Source organism: Ignatzschineria sp. LJL83 (assembly GCF_054871845.1).
Genome location: NZ_JBTXLY010000017.1, coordinates 1 through 23,117, shown reverse-complemented (window position 1 = coordinate 23,117; position 23,117 = coordinate 1). Strand labels below are relative to the sequence as shown.

Annotated in this window: 15 protein-coding genes; 12 read left to right on the top strand and 3 right to left on the bottom strand. The window is 39.8% G+C overall.

Annotated features, from left to right (window positions below):
• Nucleotides 1–113: 113 nt before the first annotated feature.
• Nucleotides 114–4,991: an alpha-2-macroglobulin family protein gene (locus tag ACYSN2_RS10330; RefSeq protein ID WP_461750181.1), complete on the bottom strand. Its 4,878-nt coding sequence runs from the start codon at nucleotides 4,989–4,991 to the stop codon at nucleotides 114–116.
• A gap of 368 nt (nucleotides 4,992–5,359) precedes the next feature.
• Here ACYSN2_RS10330 and pbpC point away from each other — a divergent pair, with 368 nt between their 5' ends.
• The 8 genes from pbpC (at nucleotide 5,360) to ACYSN2_RS10290 (ending at nucleotide 15,078) form a co-directional block, all read left to right on the top strand.
• Entirely contained in the window at nucleotides 5,360–7,630 is a 2,271-nt protein-coding gene (gene pbpC, locus ACYSN2_RS10325; protein ID WP_461750180.1) for a penicillin-binding protein 1C, read from the top strand.
• Nucleotides 7,631–7,797: 167 nt separating this feature from the next.
• A complete protein-coding gene (locus tag ACYSN2_RS10320; protein WP_461750179.1) occupies nucleotides 7,798–8,157 on the top strand; it encodes a YajD family HNH nuclease in 360 nt (119 codons plus the stop codon).
• 23 nt (nucleotides 8,158–8,180) lie between these two features.
• The gene (locus tag ACYSN2_RS10315) at nucleotides 8,181–9,146 is read left to right on the top strand and encodes an alpha/beta hydrolase fold domain-containing protein (protein ID WP_461750178.1); all 966 of its coding nucleotides are present in this window, start codon (nucleotides 8,181–8,183) and stop codon (nucleotides 9,144–9,146) included.
• A gap of 127 nt (nucleotides 9,147–9,273) precedes the next feature.
• Entirely contained in the window at nucleotides 9,274–10,215 is a 942-nt protein-coding gene (locus tag ACYSN2_RS10310; protein WP_461750177.1) for a hypothetical protein, read from the top strand.
• Nucleotides 10,216–10,306: 91 nt separating this feature from the next.
• Nucleotides 10,307–10,675 carry a DUF1283 family protein gene (locus ACYSN2_RS10305; RefSeq protein ID WP_461750176.1) on the top strand — a complete coding sequence of 123 codons (369 nt, stop codon included), beginning with the start codon at nucleotides 10,307–10,309 and terminating at the stop codon, nucleotides 10,673–10,675.
• A 149-nt stretch (nucleotides 10,676–10,824) separates the two neighbouring features.
• Nucleotides 10,825–12,333: a tetratricopeptide repeat protein gene (locus ACYSN2_RS10300; RefSeq protein ID WP_461750175.1), complete on the top strand. Its 1,509-nt coding sequence runs from the start codon at nucleotides 10,825–10,827 to the stop codon at nucleotides 12,331–12,333.
• 245 nt (nucleotides 12,334–12,578) lie between these two features.
• Nucleotides 12,579–13,160 carry a hypothetical protein gene (locus tag ACYSN2_RS10295; protein ID WP_461750174.1) on the top strand — a complete coding sequence of 194 codons (582 nt, stop codon included), beginning with the start codon at nucleotides 12,579–12,581 and terminating at the stop codon, nucleotides 13,158–13,160.
• A gap of 262 nt (nucleotides 13,161–13,422) precedes the next feature.
• Nucleotides 13,423–15,078: a dihydroxyacetone kinase subunit DhaK gene (locus ACYSN2_RS10290; protein ID WP_461750173.1), complete on the top strand. Its 1,656-nt coding sequence runs from the start codon at nucleotides 13,423–13,425 to the stop codon at nucleotides 15,076–15,078.
• 154 nt (nucleotides 15,079–15,232) lie between these two features.
• Here ACYSN2_RS10290 and hslU read toward each other — a convergent pair whose 3' ends face one another.
• Both hslU and hslV read right to left on the bottom strand, forming a co-directional pair.
• Entirely contained in the window at nucleotides 15,233–16,573 is a 1,341-nt protein-coding gene (hslU, locus tag ACYSN2_RS10285) for an ATP-dependent protease ATPase subunit HslU (RefSeq protein ID WP_461750172.1), read from the bottom strand.
• 214 nt (nucleotides 16,574–16,787) lie between these two features.
• Nucleotides 16,788–17,327 (bottom strand): ATP-dependent protease subunit HslV, encoded by a 540-nt coding sequence (hslV, locus tag ACYSN2_RS10280; RefSeq protein WP_461750171.1) that lies wholly within the window; start codon nucleotides 17,325–17,327, stop codon nucleotides 16,788–16,790.
• Between the two features lie 328 nt (nucleotides 17,328–17,655).
• On the opposite strand from hslV, the gene ACYSN2_RS10275 reads away from it, so the two are divergent.
• The 4 genes from ACYSN2_RS10275 (at nucleotide 17,656) to ACYSN2_RS10260 (ending at nucleotide 22,541) form a co-directional block, all read left to right on the top strand.
• Nucleotides 17,656–18,429, top strand: a complete 774-nt coding sequence (locus tag ACYSN2_RS10275) for a HesA/MoeB/ThiF family protein (protein ID WP_461750170.1) — start codon at nucleotides 17,656–17,658, stop codon at nucleotides 18,427–18,429.
• Between the two features lie 111 nt (nucleotides 18,430–18,540).
• Complete coding sequence (locus tag ACYSN2_RS10270) at nucleotides 18,541–18,873, top strand: hypothetical protein (RefSeq protein ID WP_461750169.1); 333 nt, start codon at nucleotides 18,541–18,543, stop codon at nucleotides 18,871–18,873.
• Between the two features lie 232 nt (nucleotides 18,874–19,105).
• On the top strand, nucleotides 19,106–21,064 hold the full coding sequence (locus tag ACYSN2_RS10265; protein WP_461750168.1) for a PhoX family protein: 1,959 nt from the start codon (nucleotides 19,106–19,108) through the stop codon (nucleotides 21,062–21,064).
• Between the two features lie 292 nt (nucleotides 21,065–21,356).
• Nucleotides 21,357–22,541, top strand: a complete 1,185-nt coding sequence (locus ACYSN2_RS10260; RefSeq protein WP_461750167.1) for a linear amide C-N hydrolase — start codon at nucleotides 21,357–21,359, stop codon at nucleotides 22,539–22,541.
• Nucleotides 22,542–23,117: the final 576 nt, after the last annotated feature.

The window sequence follows — 23,117 nt, the reverse complement described above, 5'->3', positions numbered from 1 at the left end:
TAAATCTAGTAATAGTAATAAAAGCATTACCCTAATTGCGATGTAAGCAATTAGGGTTAATGGTGATGGATTGATAAATGTGAGTTGTAGATTGTTAATCTTACTGATCGCCGTTATTTCTCAATAGTGATAATGCCGGGTTCCACCATGATATTTTTGTAAGTAGGAAGATACATATCTTCGATGGTTGTGATGGGCATTTCATAAACGCCGGGAACGGCAGCTTCCAGAATATAGACAAACTCTTGCTTCACGCCTTTTGAGATCGGCAGTGATACCAAATAGTGATCAAATCTGAATTCTTCATGTTCAATTCGATCTCTTTGCGCTTTGGAAATGCCTAAATCTTTGTAAAACTCCTCAATATCATCGGTTGCGATGTTTGGATTCACAAGATTAAAACCGCCGGGAATACGATCGACAATCAATCCGCTTGGAAGATTATTATCCGGCGCTTCAACGGTTAAACGAACCGTAATTCGATCGCCCACTTTCAGCGTTTGCCCAATATAGTTATTTAAGGATTTAGTGAATTTCAGTTTGAAGTTCTCCACTTGCACAGGATGCTTTGGATATCCTTCAATATGATATTCCATAAATAACGGTTCTTTGCTCGAAAGCGTGGCAATACTATTTGCCGGAATGATGGTATTTGTGAGAAGCGATTGCGCTTCTCCGTTAACGATGAACGACATCTCCGTCGGCTCAAGCGATTGATCAACGCCGAGTTTAATCAGCGAATAACGATCTTGGGTACTAAAGTATTTTCGGGTGTTTAATCGATTATCCAATAGAAGTAATAGCTCGTTTTGAATATCATTATTGACCTGAAAGTTGCGAGCGCTGATCTCATTAAACATCGTTAAAATCAATGCGATTTCAGAAACATCCGATTGATAATAGCCATATTCCTGATTTTTACTCTCCATTTTTTCAAGCACTTTTGAAAATAGAATATTTCCATCTTGCTCATTGCCGAGAATGGTAAATGCCGCGGCTAAATAGGCCGTAGATAACGGCGTTAATCGATGCTCAAGCTGTTTTAAAAAGAGAATATCGGCATTAAAGATTCTACCTTCTTTCGCTAAAACCCAAGTCGCATAACTGACATTGGTTAAGCTGAAACGGCTGAGAATATTATCTCGGCTTGAAGGCACTTCTGTACCGATTCTATTGTAGACACTTTGAGCATCATTGAGTTGTCTTTTGAGATAAGACAGCGCTCTATCAAGATCCTTTTGGGGAATATGTGCAGGATATTTCTCTTTTGCTGTGGTTAAAAAGTCCGTAATATACACGCTCGTTGCAAAACGGCTTTCGCCATTTGACCACAAAGAGAAACCGCCATTCGGTTTCTGACGATCTAATAACTTGCTGATGGTATCTTTCATCATTTTATCTTCCCACTCTTCAAAGCTCTCGGAAGATTTTTTAGGATTGCGCTGAATGTCTAATTGATACGCCAGACGTTTTTCCTGATCTAAGATCGCATTCTCTTTGAATAACCATGGGAAAGCCTTACTCGTAATCTGCTCTGTACAGCCATAAGGATATTGGAATAATCCGCTGGTATAAGAGAGAACGTTAATATACGGCGTTTTCGAGAATGTAATGGATTCTCTAAATCCTTGGCTAAATTGCCCTGAAATAGCGCTATTTCTCTGCCAAAGCGTATCGGCTTTTAGAGAATTACGATCATAAATCGCCGTTTCTTCTGTTTTATGAACCGTTCCGATTTGGTAGTTTCTAATCGCTTTAAAGCTTTGGGAATCAATCTCTAAAACCACTTCGGCAAAGGGTGTGAATTCCTTTAAAGAGATAGGAATCAGCGCATGAAAGCGTTCCTCTTTATCGAGTTCCACGACATTTTGATAATCAATATCAAATTGCTCACTGCCTACAGAAATTTTGATAAGATCTTTCTGACCCGTCATATTCACAAGGGTGAGCGAGATAAAGGTTTCATCTTCCACACGAATAAACTTCGGCGGGACAAGGTCGGCGATAATCGGCGCACGAATGATGAGCGTTTCGTTGATCTCCCCGATTTGCGAATCATTAAAGATTTTTACAGCAACTTCCGCTTCGCCATTAAAATCAGGTAGATCAAATGTGATAAACGCTTTGCCATCCTCAAACGAGATCAGCTCTGAAGAGAGAGAAACCGTTTTCATCTCTGTAAGGTTCGGTAAGCTTTCCTCTTCTTCGGCAACGAGATCGGAATCCCCACCAAACTGCGGATTTAAGAGAGAGCCCATTCCTTGCTTAAAGATACGGCTGTAATAATCAATAATCTCGGCGCTATATCTGCGCTGTTTGAACAAGGCATCAAACATGGAACCCTGTTTTTCGGGAATCATATTTAAAATTCCCCGATCGGTAATGCTGATCGTGGCATAGAGCGATTCTTTGCCGGCATTTTTTAAAGTTTGAATATCCGCATCTGATAAGGAAACTTCAATTGTGACAGGCTGATCGGGAAGGGTAATTGCCGGGAATGAGAGTTGAGGATACAGTTTGCGGGCGCTCGTATCGATTTTTAATGGGATAATTCCTAAAGAACGAACGGTTTCATCTTTCTTGTTTTTAGAGATTAACAACCCTGAAATATAGAGATCATGATGATTCCACTTTGGATCAAACGGAATTTTGAGGATACTTTTACCGGAAGGAATATGTGTATTTTCTTCAAATAAGATGTTCGATCCTTCTACTAAAAGCGTGAGATTTCCCGGAAATGGTGCATCAATCGTGAGTTCAATCTCTTCGCCGGGCTTAAAGCTTGGCTTTTGCGTGGAAAGATTTAAGTGAAGTGGTTTTGCTGCTGCAAGTTGTCCTGAGCTTGAGTTTTCCCAGCTTCCGGCAAATTTAAATTCAGTCACTAAATCGGTATCGAGATCTTTAACTTCTAAAATATAGCTTCCCCAAGAGTAAGGCGAGAATGAAAAGTTCGAAATATCGCCACTTTGAATCACTTTCTGCTCGCGAATTTGGAAGCCATAGTTTCTATGGCAATCCCAACCACGATAAGTGCTATAAACCCAAGTACAATATGGGTCTTCATACTTTAATGTGAGCAGTAAGTTGCTCGGCGCAATATCGCCTTCCGGCGTTGCGGTAAAGATTTCAAAATTAGCATCTCTGCCGTAACCGATATTTCCCTCTTCAAAAAGCGGGCGAATCACCGGCACGGCTTTTCCTGGCCAAAGATTATTTTTAGCAGAACGACTAATACCAAGAACGGAACCATCGAGAATATTCACTGCCGTATCAAATCGCAAAACAGCAGAAGGAGATGGCCAATAATCTTGAGAGAAAGGACGGGTTGCTTCAAAGATTACTTCCCCATTTTTATCTAAAAATCCTCGATCTTGGTAAGATTTTACGAAGTACTCACTAGGGAATGACAATACGCCTGTAAACCAATCCTTGTGACCAATAAAGGGTGTTCGATTTAGAGATAATTCATGATGAAGAGTAACTTCATTACCATTTGCCGGCGCACCAAAGAGATAACGGCTAGAGATATTAAATGAGATCTGTTCATCATATTGATAGATTTTCTCTTCCGCTGTCACAATAAGTTCCATTCTTTCTGGCATAAACTCTTCAATATAGAGTTTTAACGAACCGAGCGGTAAATCACTACTAATATCGGTACGCGCTTCAATTTTCCAAATGCCGGTTTTTGCTTCTTGCGGAATGGTAATGATGGATTGATAGAAACCTTCTGTGCTCGAATCAATTTGATAATTTCGGAAAGTTTTTCCCTGAGGATCAATCACGCTTAAAGTTAAAGGTTGTTCTGGCAATAGATAGCCATCAAAATTTCGAAGAAGCGTGTTGATCGTCATCGCTTCGCCGGGGCGATAGAGCGTTCTATTGGAATAAACATAAGCGACTTCTTCAGTGCTAACAGCGCCTTGAATGGCGTATTCATTGAGATCGAGCGCTATCTCTTTGAGCGGAAGAATGGAGATATCGCCTTCCTGCTGAACCACAACAATATCGGATTTTTCTAATCGTTTCGGTAAACGGCAAAGTCCATCTTCAAAGGTACACAGAATGGAGGATTTTTCGAGTTTACGATCTTTGTTTTTCCAAACTTCAAGCGTTGCGCCATCCACAGGTTCATTATTGGAGAAATGATTACCGATAATGACGGTGCTTTCCGGATATAAACGGGCTTGTAAGCCGATATCTGAGATAAAGATAATGCGCGTATCGGGTTTCTTATATATTTCTCCGGCAGGATTTGCGGTAATCAGATAAGCGCCGGGCTGAATGTTTTTATCTAATGGCACTTGATGAATCGTCGGTTCATTTTTTGGCGTATCTTTCGGCGTCACATATCGGAAAATGCCGGCAGGCGTCATATCTTTCACTAAGCGAGATAGCGACCATGTATCAAAATCCGAGCCAATATAATAATTCTCTAACAGTTGCGGTAAATTGTGAATGGCATAATATTCCACATCAATCTCTTGCGTGCCGAACATTTCCACCGGAATCGTAGAGTTATGAAGCGGTAACACAGGACCTCTTCCGATGATTTTGACAAAATCACTTGGCGTTCCTAAATAGATATAATCCTCTTTTCGGGAGTTTGTTTTTTGGTGCTGAAACTGATCGGTGCTGATCGTATAGCTTCCTTCAGAAATGGGATAATACGACAATCTGTAGCCATCTTTACTCAGATGCCACTTTCCTTCATCGATCACTTCATCTTTATGATTATCATAGTTATAGCTCGTAATTTTAAACTGCTTTTGAAGCGCATCGGCCTTGAAAAGTTGAGGTTCATCAAAAAACACCGAAATCGTTTCTTGATTGTTGAGCTTAAAAGCATTGATGGAAGTTACTTGCGCGTGAATCGGTAATAGCGCTAATAATCCAAATAACAGTACGGCAAATAGAATAGAACGTTGCCATAAGCGCAACATCACACCGTGCGCATGATAACTTTCGTAACTTCCGGCAAATAGTTTCATGAAAATTCTCCCATGAGATCGAAGGGCTTTAAAGATGATTGAAGTATTTCACATCATTTATCTGATAAATATCAGAGCATTATGCCAAATAATAAGGTTGCCTATCGAAAATAGATGGCTTCTTTTTAGAATTCATTTTAAAGATTGATATAGCTCTTTATTCAGAGGGATTTCAGCGAAGTTTCAGGAAAATCGTATCACGAAGGATGAACTTTGAAAGATCGGCACTTTATTGACTTGGTTTCATTGTATTGTTTTCTCGATACTGCTTTAATTATCACACGCTTAATCGCATTGCCGGTTAAGAAATGATTGTGGCGCTATGGATCATAGTCGCTAATATTACTTTGTGGGAATGAGATCAATTCATGGCATCAAAACGCCGTCTATTTTGGAAGTTTTTTCGCTGGCTCGGATTGTCCGTTGCCGGCATTTGCGTTTTGTTAGGGATGAGCTTTGCGCTGTTAAATTATCTTTTACCGCTGGAAGTGCCGAAGATTGATGTTTCGACCACAGTTGTGGCAAAAGATGGGGAAGTATTACGGCAATTTTCTAATGAAGATGGGGTTTTCCGGCATTGGATTTCCTTAGACGAAGTGTCTCCCGATTATTTGCATGCGCTGATTCAATATGAAGATCGCTACTATTATCAGCATTTTGGTGTAAATCCGTTCTCGTCGCTTCGCGCGATTTGGCAGATGATCATTCATCAAAAAATCATCTCCGGCAGTTCTACCTTGACCATGCAAGTTTCCAGATTGCTCTATCCTCATGAGCGAACCTTTTTCGGGAAATTACAGCAAGTATTTAGAGCGATACAATTGGAATTCAATTACAGTAAAGCCGAAATTTTAACGCTCTATATTAACCTTGCGCCTATGGGCGGAAATATAGAAGGCGTGAGCTCTGCCAGTGAGCGCTATTTTTCAAAATCTGCTAATGAATTAACCTTGTCGGAAAGTGCATTATTAGTAGCACTTCCCCAAAGACCTTCGGTATATCGACCGGATCGTAATTTAACGCTTGCGAGAAATGCTCGGGATAAAGTTTTACGGCGTTTATATGATTTTGGGGAAATTGATGAACAAACATGGCAACTGGCGAGTCAAGATCCCATCAATTATCAGCCGAGCAAGACGCCTTTTCATGCGCCCCTTTTTGCCGATAGGCTTCGCCGGCAATTTCCCGATCAGCATCGCATTGAATCAACGATTAACTATGATTTACAGCGCCATTTAGAAACATTTCTTCTCGCACAAAGCCAGAAATTTCCAAAGCATCTTTCATCGGCAATTTTGGTGGTGAATAATCACACCCATGAAGTGGAAGCGTATTTGGGGTCTGTGGATATGTTTGATGTGAATCGTGCCGGATTTGTAGATATGGTAACGGCAATTCGCTCGCCGGGATCGACGTTAAAGCCGTTTGCTTATGGATTAGGATTAGATTACGGCGTAATTCATGAAGCGAGTTTATTGACAGATGTTCCGCGCGCTTTTGATGGTTATGAACCGCAAAATTTCGATAAAGAATTTCGGGGCAGAGTGCCGATGTTTCGGGCATTACAGCAATCGTTAAATGTGCCGGTCGTTCAAGTTTTTCAACATTTAACGCCGTTTTATTTTTTACAAAAAATGCGGGAAGCCGGCATTAATCTGCATATTTCAGAACCGACATTAAGTATGATTCTCGGCGGTGTGGGCATTACGTTAGAAGAGCAAGTGCGCCTGTTTTCAAGCTTTGGCTCTGATGGGAAAGTCTATCCTTTAATCATGGTAAAGGATTCACAGGAACAAACGAAACCAACCGAAATCTCTGAACTTACCGGCAAGCCAATTCTATCGCCGGCATCTAATTGGATTATTACGAAAACCTTACGCAATATTACGCCTGCTAAACGTATCAATTCCCGAAGAATCGCATGGAAAACCGGCACAAGCTACGGCTATCGAGATGGTTGGGCGCTCGGCGTCAGCGCCGATTGGACTGTGGGCGTTTGGGTAGGTCGTCCTGATTCTGTGCCGAATGTCGGCATTTTAGCCGGCGATATTGCCGTGCCTCTGTTATTTGATACATTTGCATTTCTGCCTAAAGATCAAACCACTTTTAAGAAACCGTATAACGTTCAAGAAGCGGTTATCTGCTGGCCTTCGGGCAGAAAAAAAGCTCAATTGCCGGAAGATGAATGTTTAGAAGAATTTAAAATAGATACCATTGCCGGCAATGTTCCTCGAACGCTTTATGATGGGAAAGGCGAATCCCCGCATAATGGTTGGCCGATATTATTAGCAGATGATTTCATTGCCGATATCTTAGAAGAAAATATTACTCGGCAAGCATTTTTTCAGAAATATCACTCAGAATCTCAAAGAGATAGAGCCGGTAAATCAAGAGAAACGCCTATTTACGGCGTGAAGATTTTGACCTTAGCAAATGAAAGTATTATCTTCAAATCAGACTATAAAATTCATCTTTCAGCGCAAGGAAAATCGCCTTTTAGATGGTATTTAAATGGAGAATTATTACAAACGCCGGCATTAGATATTCAAACGTTAAATGCCGGAGAATACAGATTGAGCGTACAAGATGAGCAGGGAAATAGTGATCAAATTCAATTTGAAATTCGAGAGATTGAGTAGACATTCAGATCAAAATTTAGTTTGAAAGTTAGTTCCCAGCTTATGTAACAACGATTTAGAAAAATACTTTAGAAAAACACTTTAGAAAAGTAATTTATAAAAAAACTTATAAAACGTATTGATAAAAACAGTGATTATCCCATTTTGATAATGAAAAAGGACATCTCATGACACAACCAAAATCTCGATTAGATCAAATTATTTCCGAAACTCATGAAAATCGCCGTAAGCGAGAAATGGGATATCGGGAACAAGCGTTAAAACTCTATCCATGGATCTGCGGACGTTGCCAGCGAGAATTTGATCATCGCAATCTTCGAGAACTCACCGTTCATCATAAAGATCATGATCATGATAATAATCCAACGGATGGCAGTAACTGGGAACTTCTCTGCCTCTATTGCCACGACAACGAACATCAACGCTTAGAAGAAGCCTACAACAACGCCACAAGAAATACCGATGGCAAAACCGCAATCGCCACGCACAATCCCTTTGCAGATTTGGCGAGTTTGTTGAAAAAATAGCCTTTATTAAGGAGGAGTAATTGATGAATAAAAAAGATATTAATAAACACATCACAACAGAAATGGCACAGGTTTTACAGATTCAGCAGGAATTAGCAGATGGATTTGAAAAAAGTGATGATTCTATCGAAAGTATGCGCCGGGATTATAATTTAGAACGAGCTTATTGGAATGATGGCGGACCAGAAGCTAAAAAGACGATAAATTTGGAACTTGAAGGACCACATGGCGCATTGCCGATACGATTACATTATCCTTTGCATCGGAAAGAGAAGGGCATCATTCTTTATATCCATGGCGGAGGTTTTATGGTGGGAAACCTAGATACCCATAGCAGGATTATGAGAAATATCATGGAATTATCAGGATCTGTTGTAATCGGCATTGATTATCACTTAGCACCAGAGTATCAATATCCTGTTCAGCTTGAAGAGTGCGCTTTTTTAGTGAAACACTTACGAGAAAATAGTGAAGAATACGATATTGATGCGAATGATATTGTATTTGCCAGTGATTCTGCAGGTGCAAATCTCGCATTAGCCACAACACTCTATTTAAGAGATCGTTTACCAGATATTCACTTTATTAGAGCTCTTTTACTTTATTATGGAACATTCGGGTTGAAAGATTCAAGATCGATGCGGTTATATGGCGGAGATTATGATGGTTTAAGCCAAAGCCAGTTACAGGAATATCAGCAAATGTACCTTGGCAAGCAGATTAATGAAACACATTATAGCGATTGCTTTGATCATAACTTAGCGACCAATATTCCTCCTTGTTATATCGCCTGTGGCGAGATTGATCCTCTTTTTGATGATAGCCAATTACTCTTTGATATTTTAGTAGAGAATGGAACGAAAGCAGAACTACAGTGTTTTAATGGAGTCACTCACTCCTTTTTACACTTTTCTAAAATAATGCCGGAAGCAATTATCGCCATTGAACAAGGGATAAAGTTTTATAGATCATTGAAACAATCCGCTTAACGATCTAATCGATGGTGCAACCGTAATCGTCATGCACAATCCCTTTGCAGATTTGGCGAGTTTATTGAAGAAGTAGTTATGAAAATAGTTTCTGATTAAAACAGTATGTTTGTGAAGGAATATTACGATGAAAAATAAGTATAAAAGATTTAACGGATCTTTAAGAGCGATTAAAGGATGGGCGGAAAGTATTTCTGGAAGAGAAGAGGATTATCAAGAGTATGAAAAAAATTCTATACAGCAATACTTAGAAGGCAAAGATGTTTATGGTATGGCTAGAATTGTGCTTTGGGATATGGGATATCTCCATATAGGAAAAGCCCTTTTATCATCTGAAATCGGCGATATCAAGCAAGCTAATCAAAATATGAGAATAGGCATTAATCGTATGATTCATGCGAATGTATTAGCGATTATACAAGTCAAAAAAGTAGGCAAGACAGTGTGGACTTTAGATGATTTTACTAAGGAAGTCGCAATTGCCATAAATATGGGGTTACTTAACTTAGCTGAAAAATATTATCACTTTATATTAGAAGCGTTAGAACAAGGTTATAGCATTGCGAATGGGCATAATAATCCATTTTGGGAAAATTCACTTCGTTACTCAGCGATGATTATGATGATAGTCAGTGATTGGTTAGGATTACCAGAACCAGACTTAGAAAAGTATGCGCTCCCGAAAGATCCTATCTGGATACATTATGCAAGCCACTGGAAAGAACCAGATCTCGATAAGTTTAAAGAAATATTACAACAGGTATGTGATGTTCATCTTGAAAGAATAGCGATTACGGATAGAGAATTTGAATCTCAAGAATTTGATTTTAATTCGCCTTATGAAGCACTTTATCCTGTAGAAATTTTGTTTGTTTTAAGATTAAGAGAAATGATTGGCTTAGAAAATCCTTCAATTGAGCATCCTTTTATGAATACTTCTTATGCGAAAATTACAGAAAGTACTTTATCAGAAGCACTCAACGATCCTTTATTGACAGATTTTTTAGAAGCAGTCAGAAAAAAGGATCCTGAGTCTATCGCGCTCTGGGATAATTTCAGAGAGGGATAGAAATGTATTTGGGAGCAAGGAAGCTTCTGGAAATAATAGCATTAAATATTTAAAAAGAAGACATTATTAATTCAAAAAAGGTTGAGTTTATATGAATAATAACAGTGTGTTGAATGAATTGTGGAGCAAGTTTTTCTCCTCTAGATTTGTATTGATAACTTTGATATTGGCTTCAATAATATCTATGTCGGCAGTTTATGCCGACACACAAAAACTGATTATTGAATCTGGAGATAATGCCCAAAGTCGTCAAAGGGCGGAGATGGAGCGGGATCAGTGGAAGGATACTCGTACACTTCGTCAGAAACAAAATGTGCGTGCCGAGAAAGAGTGGGATAAGAAAGATAATGCGATTGATGATAGTTATAATTGTCAGGTAAGTGAAAATGTTCATCTCTATTGGGAGCCCAATACTCGCAGATGTTTAGATCGACGAACGGGAAGAGCTGTTAATCCGTAAAAATATCGATAGAAATATTTTTACGACAAAATCTCTACAATAATTTCCTTAAAAGATTTTTTAATGGCTCTTAATAAATCATTTTTCATAAAAGGGCATTATCACGTTAATCGGCAATAATTTTTGCTGATCAAGATCAAAGGAGTTTTATGATCCCGTTTAATCCCGCAATATTTTTAATTATGGCGATCATATCGATAATTGCACTTGCGGCTCCTTTTCTTATTCTCTATTCGTTGCTGTTCTCGCTTCGAGTTTATTTTATTGCGCGTAAAGAGCAAGTACCATTTATCCGCCTCTTGTTTAAGAGTAAGTTTTTTATTGTAGTTTTTTCTATTAGCGTAGTTTTCTCTACGATTGCGATTATTATTGCATTGGCTATCTATTCCTTTAAAAAAGATTTTGAGCGTAAACAGGAATATATGGAAAGCCGACAATATTTTGTATTAGAACATGAACATCTGTATGGGGAATTTCTCTTTCCTAAAGGTACATTGATTAATCGTAATGATTCTAGAGATATTGGGGAAGAGGTTTATTTACCTGTTTTAAGTGGATTAGATAGAGTAAGGTTTTCAGAACCAACGGAAATTGCTGGAATATTAGCAACTGCGATGGATATTATGGGATATATAGAAATTGCGGAAGATCAGCAAATAGGTCCTGTTCACTATTTTCCGCGTAAATCTCAATTAGGTAATGAACCGTTAGTCGATCGGACATTGCCTTTCATGCATTGTAAGAAAGGTTCAGTTGCTGTGTTTGAACGATCTAGAAAACGGAGATTTTCAGATCGAGCTTATCATTGGAGGTATGCAGATGGTGCTGATGCTGAATTTTCCCCTTCGGAATGGAAATTTAGATATTGTGATGAGAAACGAACAATAGATGTATTGCCGGCATATGGTTCTCAAGAAGCTATTCAATTAGAGAATGAACGTAAAAAACAAACAAGAATAAAGAATAGTTCAGTCATTAAAGATGGTGTGTTGATGGATGCCGAAGAAGTAGTATTTAACATTAGTTATTTGTTAGAAGCACAGCAACAATATCTCTTTAGCAGAAATAAAAATCTACAGACAGAAGATTATTTAAAGATTTATGAATTGTTTGAAAAGGCTGCGGAGAACGGAGAAGAGGAAGCGTATTACTATCTTGGCATTATGAATGATGCCGGCGAAGGTGTTCCGCAAGATCGGGAGAAAGCACTCTATTGGTTCCATAAATCGGTAGATACCGGAAATGAGGAAGCATTGGCTCGCATGGGAAGCATTTATTTGCATGATGAAGAAGTGCAAGATTATACAAAGGCGAGAGAAATCTTCGAGAAAACCGTAGAGAGCGAAAGAAATGAAACAGCAGAGTATTATCTCGGGCGAATCTATGCAGAAGGATTAGGCGTTGAGCAAGATTATCAGCAAGCTTTAGAATGGTTTAAAAAATCCGCGGATCCTTTTCATGCGATTGGCATGACGGGTTATCATCCGCTTGCGCTCAGAGCGATGTTGAAAGTTGGAAAACTGTATGAGGAAGGTTTAGTCGGAGAGAAAGACTACACAGCCGCTGAACCTTGGTATGACAAAGCTTGTCATTTAGAATTACAAGAAGCTTGTGAGCATTTGAAAGACATGATGCAACAAGGGATCACTCTCCAATAATAGTCGGATGAAATGACATTTTAATAGCTTGAGAATATCTCAGGCTATTTTTTTGCCTTGATATTTTAAGGTTTAGATTTTTACTTATGGCTTTTTCTTCTAGTTTTTCTTACGGCATTATCTATTTCATTTAATAATCTGTTTTTGTTTTAAAGTATTTGATTTGCTTGATGCTCATAAAAAGAGCTGTGCTATATTGCTAAAGGTTGGATTTTTATAACTAACATCTTATGGAGGATGAATCTATGAAAAAAATAATCTTAACAACATCAATGATGGCGATCTTTTCTGTTTCAGGCTTAATGGCATTTGCGGAAGAGAAAAGGGTTCCATCCAATCAATTTTGGGAAACACTACAAAGCCACTGCGGAAATGCTTATGCCGGAAAACTAGCAGATGGTCAAGATCGACCGGAATTTACCGGAGATTTAGTGATGCATGTGAAAAGTTGTAGTAATTCAGAAATTAAGATTCCATTTTTTGTGGGAGATGATCTTTCCCGCACATGGATTTTAACGAAAGATGACAATAATCTCATTCAGCTCAAGCATGATCATCGCCATGAAGATGGCTCAGAAGAAGACATTAACTTTTACGGCGGAAAATCGCCAAATGCTGGGCATGCAAACTTTCAGTTTTTTCCGGCCGATCCAGAAACGGCATCTATGATTCCAGATGCGTCTTCAAACGTATGGTGGATTGAACTTTCAGATACCGAGTACAGCTACAACCTAAACCGATTAGCATCCGATAGAGCGCCTTTTCGTGTAGAGTTTGATCTCACAGAAACGATTGATACGCCGAAAGATCCTTGGGGTTGGGAGTAATTTAGTAATCCTAGATTGTTTCAACGAAAAGCAGTTTTCTAACGGTGGAAAACTGCTTTTTTATTATTTTTTTATTGTTTTACGCTTGAGATGTGATTGAAAGAGATTGGTGAGAGATTGTTCTGATTATAACGAACGCCTTCTAAAAAATAGGGCATAATGAATTTTTGTAAAATAACTTCATAAAGTTTATTGATAATATTTTATTGCGATGCGATATGAAAACATTCAACGAATATAATTAAAAATAAGGAGATTTTAGATGAAAGCTTTTATTAATCCTGAACGAAATGTGGTGAATGATGCAGTTGAGGGATTGCTTGTAGATGATCGGCTTGCGGTGTTAGATCAATTCCCTGAGGTGCGCGTAGTGGTTCGCCGTGATTGGCAGAAAGATAAAGTGGCACTAATCTCCGGCGGAGGTTCAGGACATGAGCCGGCGCATGCGGGCTTTGTGGGAAAAGGAATGTTAACGGCGGCAGTTTGCGGAGATGTATTTGCATCGCCAACGGTGGATGCGGTTCTTTCGGCAATTCTTGCGGTAACGGGCGAAAAAGGCTCGCTTGTGATTATTAAAAATTATACTGGCGATCGTCTGAATTTCGGTTTAGCCGTAGAGCAAGCAAGAGCGCTCGGTTATAAAGTGGAAAGTATTACAGTCGGCGATGATGTTGCGCTGGGGGATGATGTTCAAAAACGTGGCATTGCCGGCACACTGTTTGTGCATAAAGTTGCCGGATACTTAGCGGAAGCGGGTTTTGAACTCTCTGAGATTGTGGAAATTGTCCAAAATGCCGTGAATAATATTATGACGCTTGGCATGGCAGTGACGGAATGTCAGATGTTTAATAGCGATAAAGCATGTCGTTTAAAAGAGAATGAAGCAGAGCTTGGGCTCGGCATTCACGGCGAAGCGGGAACAAAAATTATTCCGTATGCAAATGCCGATACATTCATGCAGACGGTTTCGGATCAACTGAATGCGAAGGTTCAGGAAAAGATTAAAGATGCGCAATCTGGCATTCAGGCAGATACTCGTTATGCGTTACTGCTGAATAACTTGGGTTCAGTGACACCGCTTGAGATGAATGTATTGCTTCATGCTTTTACGAAAACAGCGCTTGCAGAAAAGGTGCAATATATTACAGGTCCGGCGCAATATATGACGGCGCTGAATATGGCAGGTTTTTCGCTGTCAATTATCGCACTTGATGAAATGATTGAAACAGCATTATTAGCAGATGTGGAACCTGTGGCTTGGCAGAAAGTTCGCAGTTTTTGTGCGCCGCATAAAATCGCATCGCCCACATTGCCGGCAATTTACCCTTATGCGCCATCAGAAGATGATCATGCGAAAGCGGTCATCTTAAATGCGACGAATACGTTTATCGCGATTAAAGATGAGATGAATGCTCTAGATGCGAAAGTTGGAGATGGCGATGCCGGAGAAACGTTTGCATTTGGTGCACAAAAAATTCAGGAAGCGATCGATCAATTGCCGTTAGCAGATGGCGCAGAGTTGCTCGAAACAATCGGACGAGTATTAGCGAGGGAAGCGGGCGGATCCAGTGGCGTTTTACTATCGATTCTCTTTACGGCGGCAGCGGTAGAGTATCAGCAAGATCCTGATTATGGTAAAGCGCTGTTGGCAGGTTTGGCGCAGATGAAGCATCACGGCGGAGCGGATGTCGGCGATAGAACGATGATCGATGCATTAGAACCGGCATTTATTGCATTAGCCAATGGCGAAAGTTTAGAAGCAGCGGCAATTGCGGCAAGAAAAGGCTCTGAAAGTACGAAGTTCATCACGAAAACATTATTCGGCAGATCTTCTTATATTCCGGAAAGTGAATTAAAAAACATTCCTGATCCCGGTGCAGAAGCCATGGCAAGAGCGTTTGAAGGATTGTTGAAGTAACAATGTGAAATAGAAAGTTAAGAAAAAGCGATAAGAAAAAACAATAAAGAAAAAGCCAACTCACTTTAAACAGTGAATTGGCTTTTTTGTGCTTTCTCTATTTTCGATTTTCTCTTCTAGATTCTGTATCTGAATGAGATTATCGAAGAAGATATTAGAGAATAAATCTGCTTAAATCTTCATCTTCTACAAGATCATCTAACTCATTTTTCACATAATCTTCTGTCACAACGAATTTTTCGCCATCACGATCCGATGCTGAGAATGAGATCTCTTCGAGAAGTTTTTCTAAAATGGTATGAAGACGACGAGCACCGATGTTTTCAGTTTTCTCGTTCACATCAAATGCCATTTTCGCAATCTTACGAAGTGCAGCTTCTTCAAATTCAAGTTCCACGCCTTCTGTTTTGAGAAGTGCTGAATATTGTTTGATAAGTGCAGAAGAAGGTTCTGTTAAGATGCGGAAGAAATCATCGGCATTGAGTGATTTGAGTTCTACACGAATCGGTAAACGACCTTGAAGCTCTGGAATTAAATCAGAAGGTTTCGCTAAATGGAACGCACCTGAAGTAATGAAGAGGATATGATCTGTTTTAATCGCACCATATTTTGTGGAAACAGTACAACCTTCGATTAATGGTAGAAGATCACGCTGAACGCCTTCACGAGAAACATCCGCGCCTGAGGTTTCGCCCTTACGGCATACTTTGTCGATCTCATCGATAAAGACAATACCTTGGTTCTCGGCAACTTCAATCGCTTTCTGTTTTGCTTCTTCTTCATTGATTAAACGTGCAGCTTCTTCGTTTTGAACGACTTTAAGCGCATCTTTAATCTTCATTTTTTTGCTCTTTTTCTTTTCCATGCCAGATTGTTGGAAAAGAGATTGAAGCTGATCCGCCATCTCTTCCATTCCTGGAGGCGTCATGATATTTACGCCGCCGGCAGCTGTGCCGGAAACTTCGATATCAATCTCTTTATCATCCATTTCGCCGCGAATAATTTTTTCACGGAATTTTTGGCGCGTCGAGTTTTCAACTTTTGGTGCATTTGGCTCATCTGCAAAACCCACGCTTTTTGGTGGTGGTAAAATCGCATCAAGCACACGTTCAATCGCCGCTTCTTCTGCTTTTGGATATGCTTCTTTAATCATTTTTTCGCGCACTTGCTTTACAGAAGCTTCTACTAAATCACGAATAATCGAATCCACTTCACGACCAACGTAACCCACTTCTGTGAATTTTGTTGCTTCTACTTTGATAAATGGTGCATTTGCAAGTGTTGCAAGACGGCGAGCAATTTCAGTTTTACCAACACCGGTCGGTCCGATCATGAGGATATTTTTCGGCGTAATCTCTTTACGCATATCATCGCCAACTTGTTGGCGTCTCCAACGGTTACGAAGCGCAATTGCAACAGAGCGTTTTGCTTCATTTTGACCAATAATATAACGATCGAGTTCTTGAACGATCTCTCTTGGGGTCATAGCACTCATATATGATTCCTTTAAATATACTTAAATACTTTGATCTATCTTTTGTTAGATTGGGTAGCTTTTCTGATCTTCAATTGTCGATCTCAATATTAACTTCAATACTAAACTACCAATCTTTTTCAATAGATTTTGATATGTTCTGTGAAGCGTTCTAAATAGCGTGATTAGCAACATGATTAGAAACGCAGTTTGAGAAAAAATAATGTTTTGGCTTTTAGAAGCTTAATTTCTCAAGAGTTAAATTTTTATTACTGTAAATACAAACACTGCCGGCAATCTCAAGGCTTTTACGTACGATCTCTTCTGCTGGAAGTTCTGTATTTTGTAAAAGTGCTAATGCTGCACTGTGGGCAAACATACCGCCGGAACCGATGGTTGCGATATCGTGTTCAGGTTCGATTACATCGCCTAATCCTGAAATCACAAATGTTGCCGTTTCGTCAGCGACAATCAGAAGCGCTTCAAGTTTGCGAAGCGAGCGTTCTGTACGCCAATCTTTTGCTAAAGCTACTGCCGCTCTAGTGAGGTTACCACTATGTTGTGCGAGTTTTTCTTCGAAGCGTTCGAAAAGTGTAAAAGCGTCCGCAGTACCACCGGCAAATCCGGCAATCACTTGGCCATTAAACAGACGACGAACTTTACGAGCGTTGCCTTTCATGATGGTGTTTCCCATGGAAACTTGTCCATCTCCACCGATGACGACTTCATTACCGCGGCGCACCGCACAGATGGTTGTACCTCGAAATTGTTCCACAATTAACTCCTTATTCGTTTTAGAATTGCGTGCTACTATAATGTGGTGCCTTCACTAGATTTCAAGCGATCATGTAAAAATAGGATTATATTTGTGCATTTTAGGCGCTATTTAAGCAGTATAAAACAGCATTTGCATGAAGCATTTCTTTGAAGAAGCCTTAAAATTGAAGCATCCTCTAGAAGGATTGTCAGGATGTTTTATAGATATTTTATGAATGCCGAGATCTTCTTAATTTCTTGGGATTACCTTATAAATATATATATGAATCTTGGTAAATCAGTGTTGAATGCGGAATGTGATAAATTGAGCAATCTGGAGATATAGCATGGAGATAGATAAAGAGTTGTTGACGGATGAAGAGCTTCTTCGTTATTCACGGCATATTATGCTCGATCAGTTTGATCTAGAAGGGCAGGCGAAATTTAAATCTGCACATGTTGTGGTTGTGGGATGTGGCGGTTTAGGAATGGCAGCGCTTCCCATTTTGGCAGGTGCCGGCATTGGCAAAATTACACTGATTGATTTTGATACCGTCGATCTCACGAATCTTCATCGGCAAACAGGTTATAAGATGGCGGATATTGGTGCATCGAAAGTCAAAAGGGCGAAGAATCATCTTGCGGCATTGAATCCCGATATTGAATTAGACGCAATTGAACAGAAAGTCTCATTGGCGGAACTTGAAACCCTGATTCAAGGTGCGAGCTGTGTTTTAGATTGCAGTGATAACTTTCCGCTTCGAAAAGATCTCAATCGTGCTTGCTTGATGAATAAAGTCCCGCTCATTTCAGGTTCTGCGGTGCGTTATGAAGGGCAGTTAACGGTATTTGATTTTAGAGATCCTCATACAGCATGTTATGAATGTCTGTTTGCCGGCGATCATGCGGATGATGGAAACTGTGCGCTCTTTGGTGTTTTCTCTCCTGTTGTGCATATTATCGGTGTTTCACAAGCACAAGAAGCGTTGAAAATTATTTTAGCGATCGGTTCTATCGCAACAGGGCGTATTTATCTCTATAATGCATTAGAATTTACATGGCAAAATTTTGGATATCGGCGCAATCCTCGGTGTGAAGCGCATGATCATTCTATTAATTAGAAAACTTTTAAAAAAATTTACAAAAAATATTCATCTCAATCTCATCTCAACCTCACCTCCATTACAGAATAGAGTTGAGTTATTCAGAATAAAATAAGGATTATGAAACCTATGAAAAAATCTCTACTTGTTGCACTCTTTGGTTCTCTTATCATCGCCGGTTGTGCATCAGCGCCTAAAAGCGTCAGTTATTCTGAATACAGAGAAGAGAATAAGCACGATACTGAATTGGTTTCAGATAAAAACATCCAAAATTACGCGTCATGTGTACGAAGTGGTTTAAGCGCTTATAATCCGACAGAATCAACGCTTTCCGGCAACGGCATTCGTTTATCAGCACCGAATCAATTTGAAGTGGAAATTTATAAAGCCATTGATAGCACTTACGCACGAGCAGATACCAGTAATCAAAATGTGATTAATGTTCTTCAGCAATGTAAGTAACAAGTAAATAAGTAATTATTGGCATAAACAGTGGTTAACACTTTGTGTGAAAGCGATCTTTGATAGATCGCTTTTTTGTTGTCTTCTTATTCTTATATTTTATTGTTGCATTCCCATTTTAAATCTTTAGAAGTGTCATCTTTGTGTCACATAGATTCCTTACGATAATGACAATCCCGAAATAGAGTCGCTTACGGGAATCACTTATTGGTTGAAATTTTGGAGATCTGTCATGACACGTAAACGTGATGAATTTGAAGTAAGTAATCAAACCTCTAACTCTGCATTCTCAGAAGTAATGGATGCGCGTATTTCTCGTAGATCCTTATTTAAAATTGGTGGAATGGGCGCGGCTGTTGGAATTGCATCACTGTTCCCCTCTTCGCTATTTGCTTCTGAAGCGAAAGCGGACGTGATTTCAGCTGCGAAAAATGGCGGCGTGACATTTAAGTCTGTGCCATATTCCACATTAGATACGGTTGTTGTACCGGAAGGTTATAGAGCGGTTGCGTTCTATAAATGGGGAGATCCTGTAGGAATTGCCGGCAATTCTCCTGCTTTCAAAAAAGATGGTTCCAATAGTGCCGAAGAACAAGCGGTGCAAGCGGGAATGAATCATGATGGAATGGCATACTTTCCATTAGGAGAAGGCGATGAGCGTTCACGCCGTGGACTTCTCGCAATGAATCATGAATATGTCGATAACGGGCTTCTTTTCCCTGATGGCGTTGAGAATTGGTCGGCAGATAAAGTATTAAAATCACAAAATGCGATGGGAATCTCTGTTGTCGAAGTGATGAAAGATAGTAATGGTGATTGGGCAGTCGTTAGTCCTTCACAATACGCTCGTAGAATTACACCTCATACGCCGATGACGGTTTCAGGTCCGGCAAAAGGTCATGCTGCCTTTAAAACGGCTGCAGATCCTACCGGCAGTAAAGTTTTGGGAACGATGCAAAACTGTGCCAATGGTGAAACGCCGTGGGGAACGTATCTGACTTGTGAAGAGAACTGGGCAGATATTTTCGTGAAAGCGGAAGGCGAACATACGCCGTTAGAAAAACGTTACGGCGTTGCAGATGCGGATGATGCTTACCGCTGGGTAGAATTTGATGATCGTTTTAATGTGAATAAACACCCAAATGAAGTGAATCGTTTTGGTTGGGTTGTGGAAATTGATCCAGAAGATCCAACATCAACACCGATTAAGCACACAGGTTTAGGACGTTTCAAACATGAAGGTGCGAAACTTGTAGTCGGACCTGATCAGCGCATTGCCGTTTATATGGGTGATGATCAGCGCTTTGAATATATCTATAAATTTATTAGTAACGGCAAATATGATCCGGCGAAAGGAAAAGCGAATAGCGCACTTCTTACAGACGGAACGCTTTATGTTGCTCGTTTTGATGACAACGGCAAAGGGCAGTGGTTACCACTTGTGTTTGGTCAAAATGGTTTAACGGCGGCAAACGGTTTTAATGATCAAGGCGATATTGTGATTAATGCGCGTGGTGCTGCGGATATTGTGGGCGCAACGAAGATGGATCGCCCTGAATGGATTGCTGCAGATCCGAAAAATGCCGGCAGTATTTACTGTACGTTAACGAATAATAGCAACCGTGGAAAAGCGGGATATCCGGCAGCAGATGCCGCAAACCCACGAGATAATAATCTCTTTGGTCATATCATTCATTGGCAAGAAGCAAATGCCGATGTGGCTTCGTTAGAGTTTGATTGGGATATTTTAGCGCTCGCAGGATCCGATCAAACAGATGATCCAAACTTGAAAGCGCAAAATAGTGGCGATGCTTTTGGAAGTCCTGATGGTTTAGAGTTTGATAATAACGGCATTCTTTGGGTGCAAACGGATGTGTCTTCTTCCACGATTAACCAAAAAGCGTATCAAGGAATGGGAAATAATCAGATGCTCGCCGTTGATCCGGCAGATGGTCATTTTAAGCGCTTCTTAACAGGGCCAAATGGCAGTGAAATTACCGGCATTGCCTTTACGCCAGATAATAAAACGATGTTCATTAATATTCAACATCCCGGCGAACCTGATAGCGGTACAACAAATCATCTAACGCCTTTAGCGCTTTCAACATGGCCAGAAGGACCTGCTGCCGGAAGACCAAGAGCGGCAACGGTTGTGATTCAGCGCATTGATGGCGGTGTGATTGGAAGCTAATGAGATTCCGATCTGAGATTTCGATCTAATAACGATCTTGAGTAATAAGTAGTGACACAATTGACGTTACTACTTTTTAGCTAAGCCTTAAGAAGTTTCGCGACATTCTTAAGGCTTTTTTTATGATCTTAAAAAGGTCATTGAAAATGATAGGGAAGTGTAGAAATAAGCATTCTTAAAAATTGATTTAACGGTATGATGATTTTTAAGGAATTTATCATATTTGTCATAGATTCAAATAGCTTCCACGAAAGTGATGATCTTTTATATATCAGAGAAGGATGGTTTTAGGATGAAACAAGCAATCAATAAAACACAATCGACCGCAAAAAAATGGGTTGTTGGAATAGGCGCTGCATTACTGTTAAGTACTTCTATTGCGGAAGCCTGTACTAGAATTGTCTTTCACGGAGATAATAATCGGAATATCACGGCAAGATCGATGGATTGGAAATCGGATATTGGCACGAATTTATGGATTTTACCAAAAGGCATTGCACGTACCGGCGAAGCCGGAGATCGATCGATCAAATGGACTTCTAAATATGGAAGCGTTGTGGCAACAGGATATGATATTGCGACAACTGATGGCGTGAATGAAGCGGGATTAAATGCCAATCTCTTATGGCTAGTGGAATCTGATTATCCTAATATCGAAGCCAATAGCGAAAAACCCACAATGGCGCTCTCATTATGGGCGCAATATATGTTAGATAACTTTGCAACGGTTGAGGAAGCCGTAACATTCTTAGAAACAGAACCCTTTATTATTATCACAGCAGAAGTGCCGGGAGAAACACGATTAGCAACACTTCATCTGTCGCTGTCGGATAAAACAGGCGATAGTGCGATTGTTGAATATATTGATGGGAAGCAAGTCATTCATCATGATAAGCGTTATCAAGTGATGACAAACTCCCCAACTTTTGAAAAGCAGTTAGCACTTAATGAATATTGGCAAAGTATCGGCGGCACCACAATGCTACCGGGAACCAATCGTGCAGCAGATCGTTTTGCGCGTGCTTCCTTCTATATTAATGCGATTCCAAAAGATGGCTCTGATAAAGATGTATTTGCCGGCGTATTTAGTGTGATTCGAAATGTATCGGTGCCGTATGGCTTAAATACAGAGGAAGAACCAAATATCTCATCCACAAGATGGCGCACGGTTGTCGATCATCAAGCAGAACTCTATTTCTTTGAATCAGCAGTTTCGCCGAATATCTTCTGGATTGATCTTAAAGAGGTAGATTTCTCGCCGGGATCTCATAATGTGAAGAAGTTAGATTTAGGAATCGATCAATCTCATACTTATGCCGGAGAGGTTTCTTCACAATTTCTCGTAACGCCAGCATTTACTTTCTTAGGAATTACCGAAGAAGAATTGAAAGCAGAGAATAAGAAACAAGCGGAAGAACGGAAAGAGAGAGAAGCTCAGTTAGAAGCAAAAGAGCGAGAGAATGAAAGCATCTATTAAGTTCGTTGAACAGATTAAATGATAGCTTCAACTATGATTGCCCTCATGCAGAACTTGTATGAGGGCTTATTTATATAGAGAATCTTATATAAAGAGCTATATAGATGCAGAGTAATATATAGGAAATATACTCTTGAAACTTAGATAAATCGAATGAGAACGATAAGTTTTTCTAAAAGATCTCACGAGAGTGATATTTGGTTTGATTTAAATTTATTTACAATTCAATGGGTTTGGTTGTTTTTGGGCTTTTTTATAAATAAAAGTTAAAAATAGGCTTGCCAAAAAAAAATAAAAGCGTAATATACACCTTCTTGATTGACGGCAACGTTGAGAAAGGTTCGGAAGGAAGTAGGTTTTGATAGGTTTGTAGTTTGGACTTATCGGTAAGATTAGCTTCTCTCTTTTAAGTTTAAGTTCGGTTTTAGGGGGTTTATAAAATTGAATCGGTGCTTAAAAAGAGATCAAAAATAAAATTGACAACTTCGAATCACTTCTGTAATATTGTTCGTCTGCTTAGGGCGGTGAGAGATTCACCGGGCGGTCAACGAGATGTTGATTAGCTTGCTAAACACT

Excerpts from the sequence above, each read along its gene's own strand:
- ACYSN2_RS10330 (WP_461750181.1), bottom strand. The coding sequence starts at position 4,991 with ATGAAACTATTTGCCGGAAGTTACGAAAGTTATCATGCGCACGGTGTG.
- pbpC (WP_461750180.1), top strand. The coding sequence starts at position 5,360 with ATGGCATCAAAACGCCGTCTATTTTGGAAGTTTTTTCGCTGGCTCGGA.
- ACYSN2_RS10320 (WP_461750179.1), top strand. The coding sequence starts at position 7,798 with ATGACACAACCAAAATCTCGATTAGATCAAATTATTTCCGAAACTCAT.
- ACYSN2_RS10315 (WP_461750178.1), top strand. The coding sequence starts at position 8,181 with ATGAATAAAAAAGATATTAATAAACACATCACAACAGAAATGGCACAG.
- ACYSN2_RS10310 (WP_461750177.1), top strand. The coding sequence starts at position 9,274 with ATGAAAAATAAGTATAAAAGATTTAACGGATCTTTAAGAGCGATTAAA.
- ACYSN2_RS10305 (WP_461750176.1), top strand. The coding sequence starts at position 10,307 with ATGAATAATAACAGTGTGTTGAATGAATTGTGGAGCAAGTTTTTCTCC.
- ACYSN2_RS10300 (WP_461750175.1), top strand. The coding sequence starts at position 10,825 with ATGATCCCGTTTAATCCCGCAATATTTTTAATTATGGCGATCATATCG.
- ACYSN2_RS10295 (WP_461750174.1), top strand. The coding sequence starts at position 12,579 with ATGAAAAAAATAATCTTAACAACATCAATGATGGCGATCTTTTCTGTT.
- ACYSN2_RS10290 (WP_461750173.1), top strand. The coding sequence starts at position 13,423 with ATGAAAGCTTTTATTAATCCTGAACGAAATGTGGTGAATGATGCAGTT.
- hslU (WP_461750172.1), bottom strand. The coding sequence starts at position 16,573 with ATGAGTGCTATGACCCCAAGAGAGATCGTTCAAGAACTCGATCGTTAT.
- ACYSN2_RS10275 (WP_461750170.1), top strand. The coding sequence starts at position 17,656 with ATGGAGATAGATAAAGAGTTGTTGACGGATGAAGAGCTTCTTCGTTAT.
- ACYSN2_RS10270 (WP_461750169.1), top strand. The coding sequence starts at position 18,541 with ATGAAAAAATCTCTACTTGTTGCACTCTTTGGTTCTCTTATCATCGCC.
- ACYSN2_RS10265 (WP_461750168.1), top strand. The coding sequence starts at position 19,106 with ATGACACGTAAACGTGATGAATTTGAAGTAAGTAATCAAACCTCTAAC.
- ACYSN2_RS10260 (WP_461750167.1), top strand. The coding sequence starts at position 21,357 with ATGAAACAAGCAATCAATAAAACACAATCGACCGCAAAAAAATGGGTT.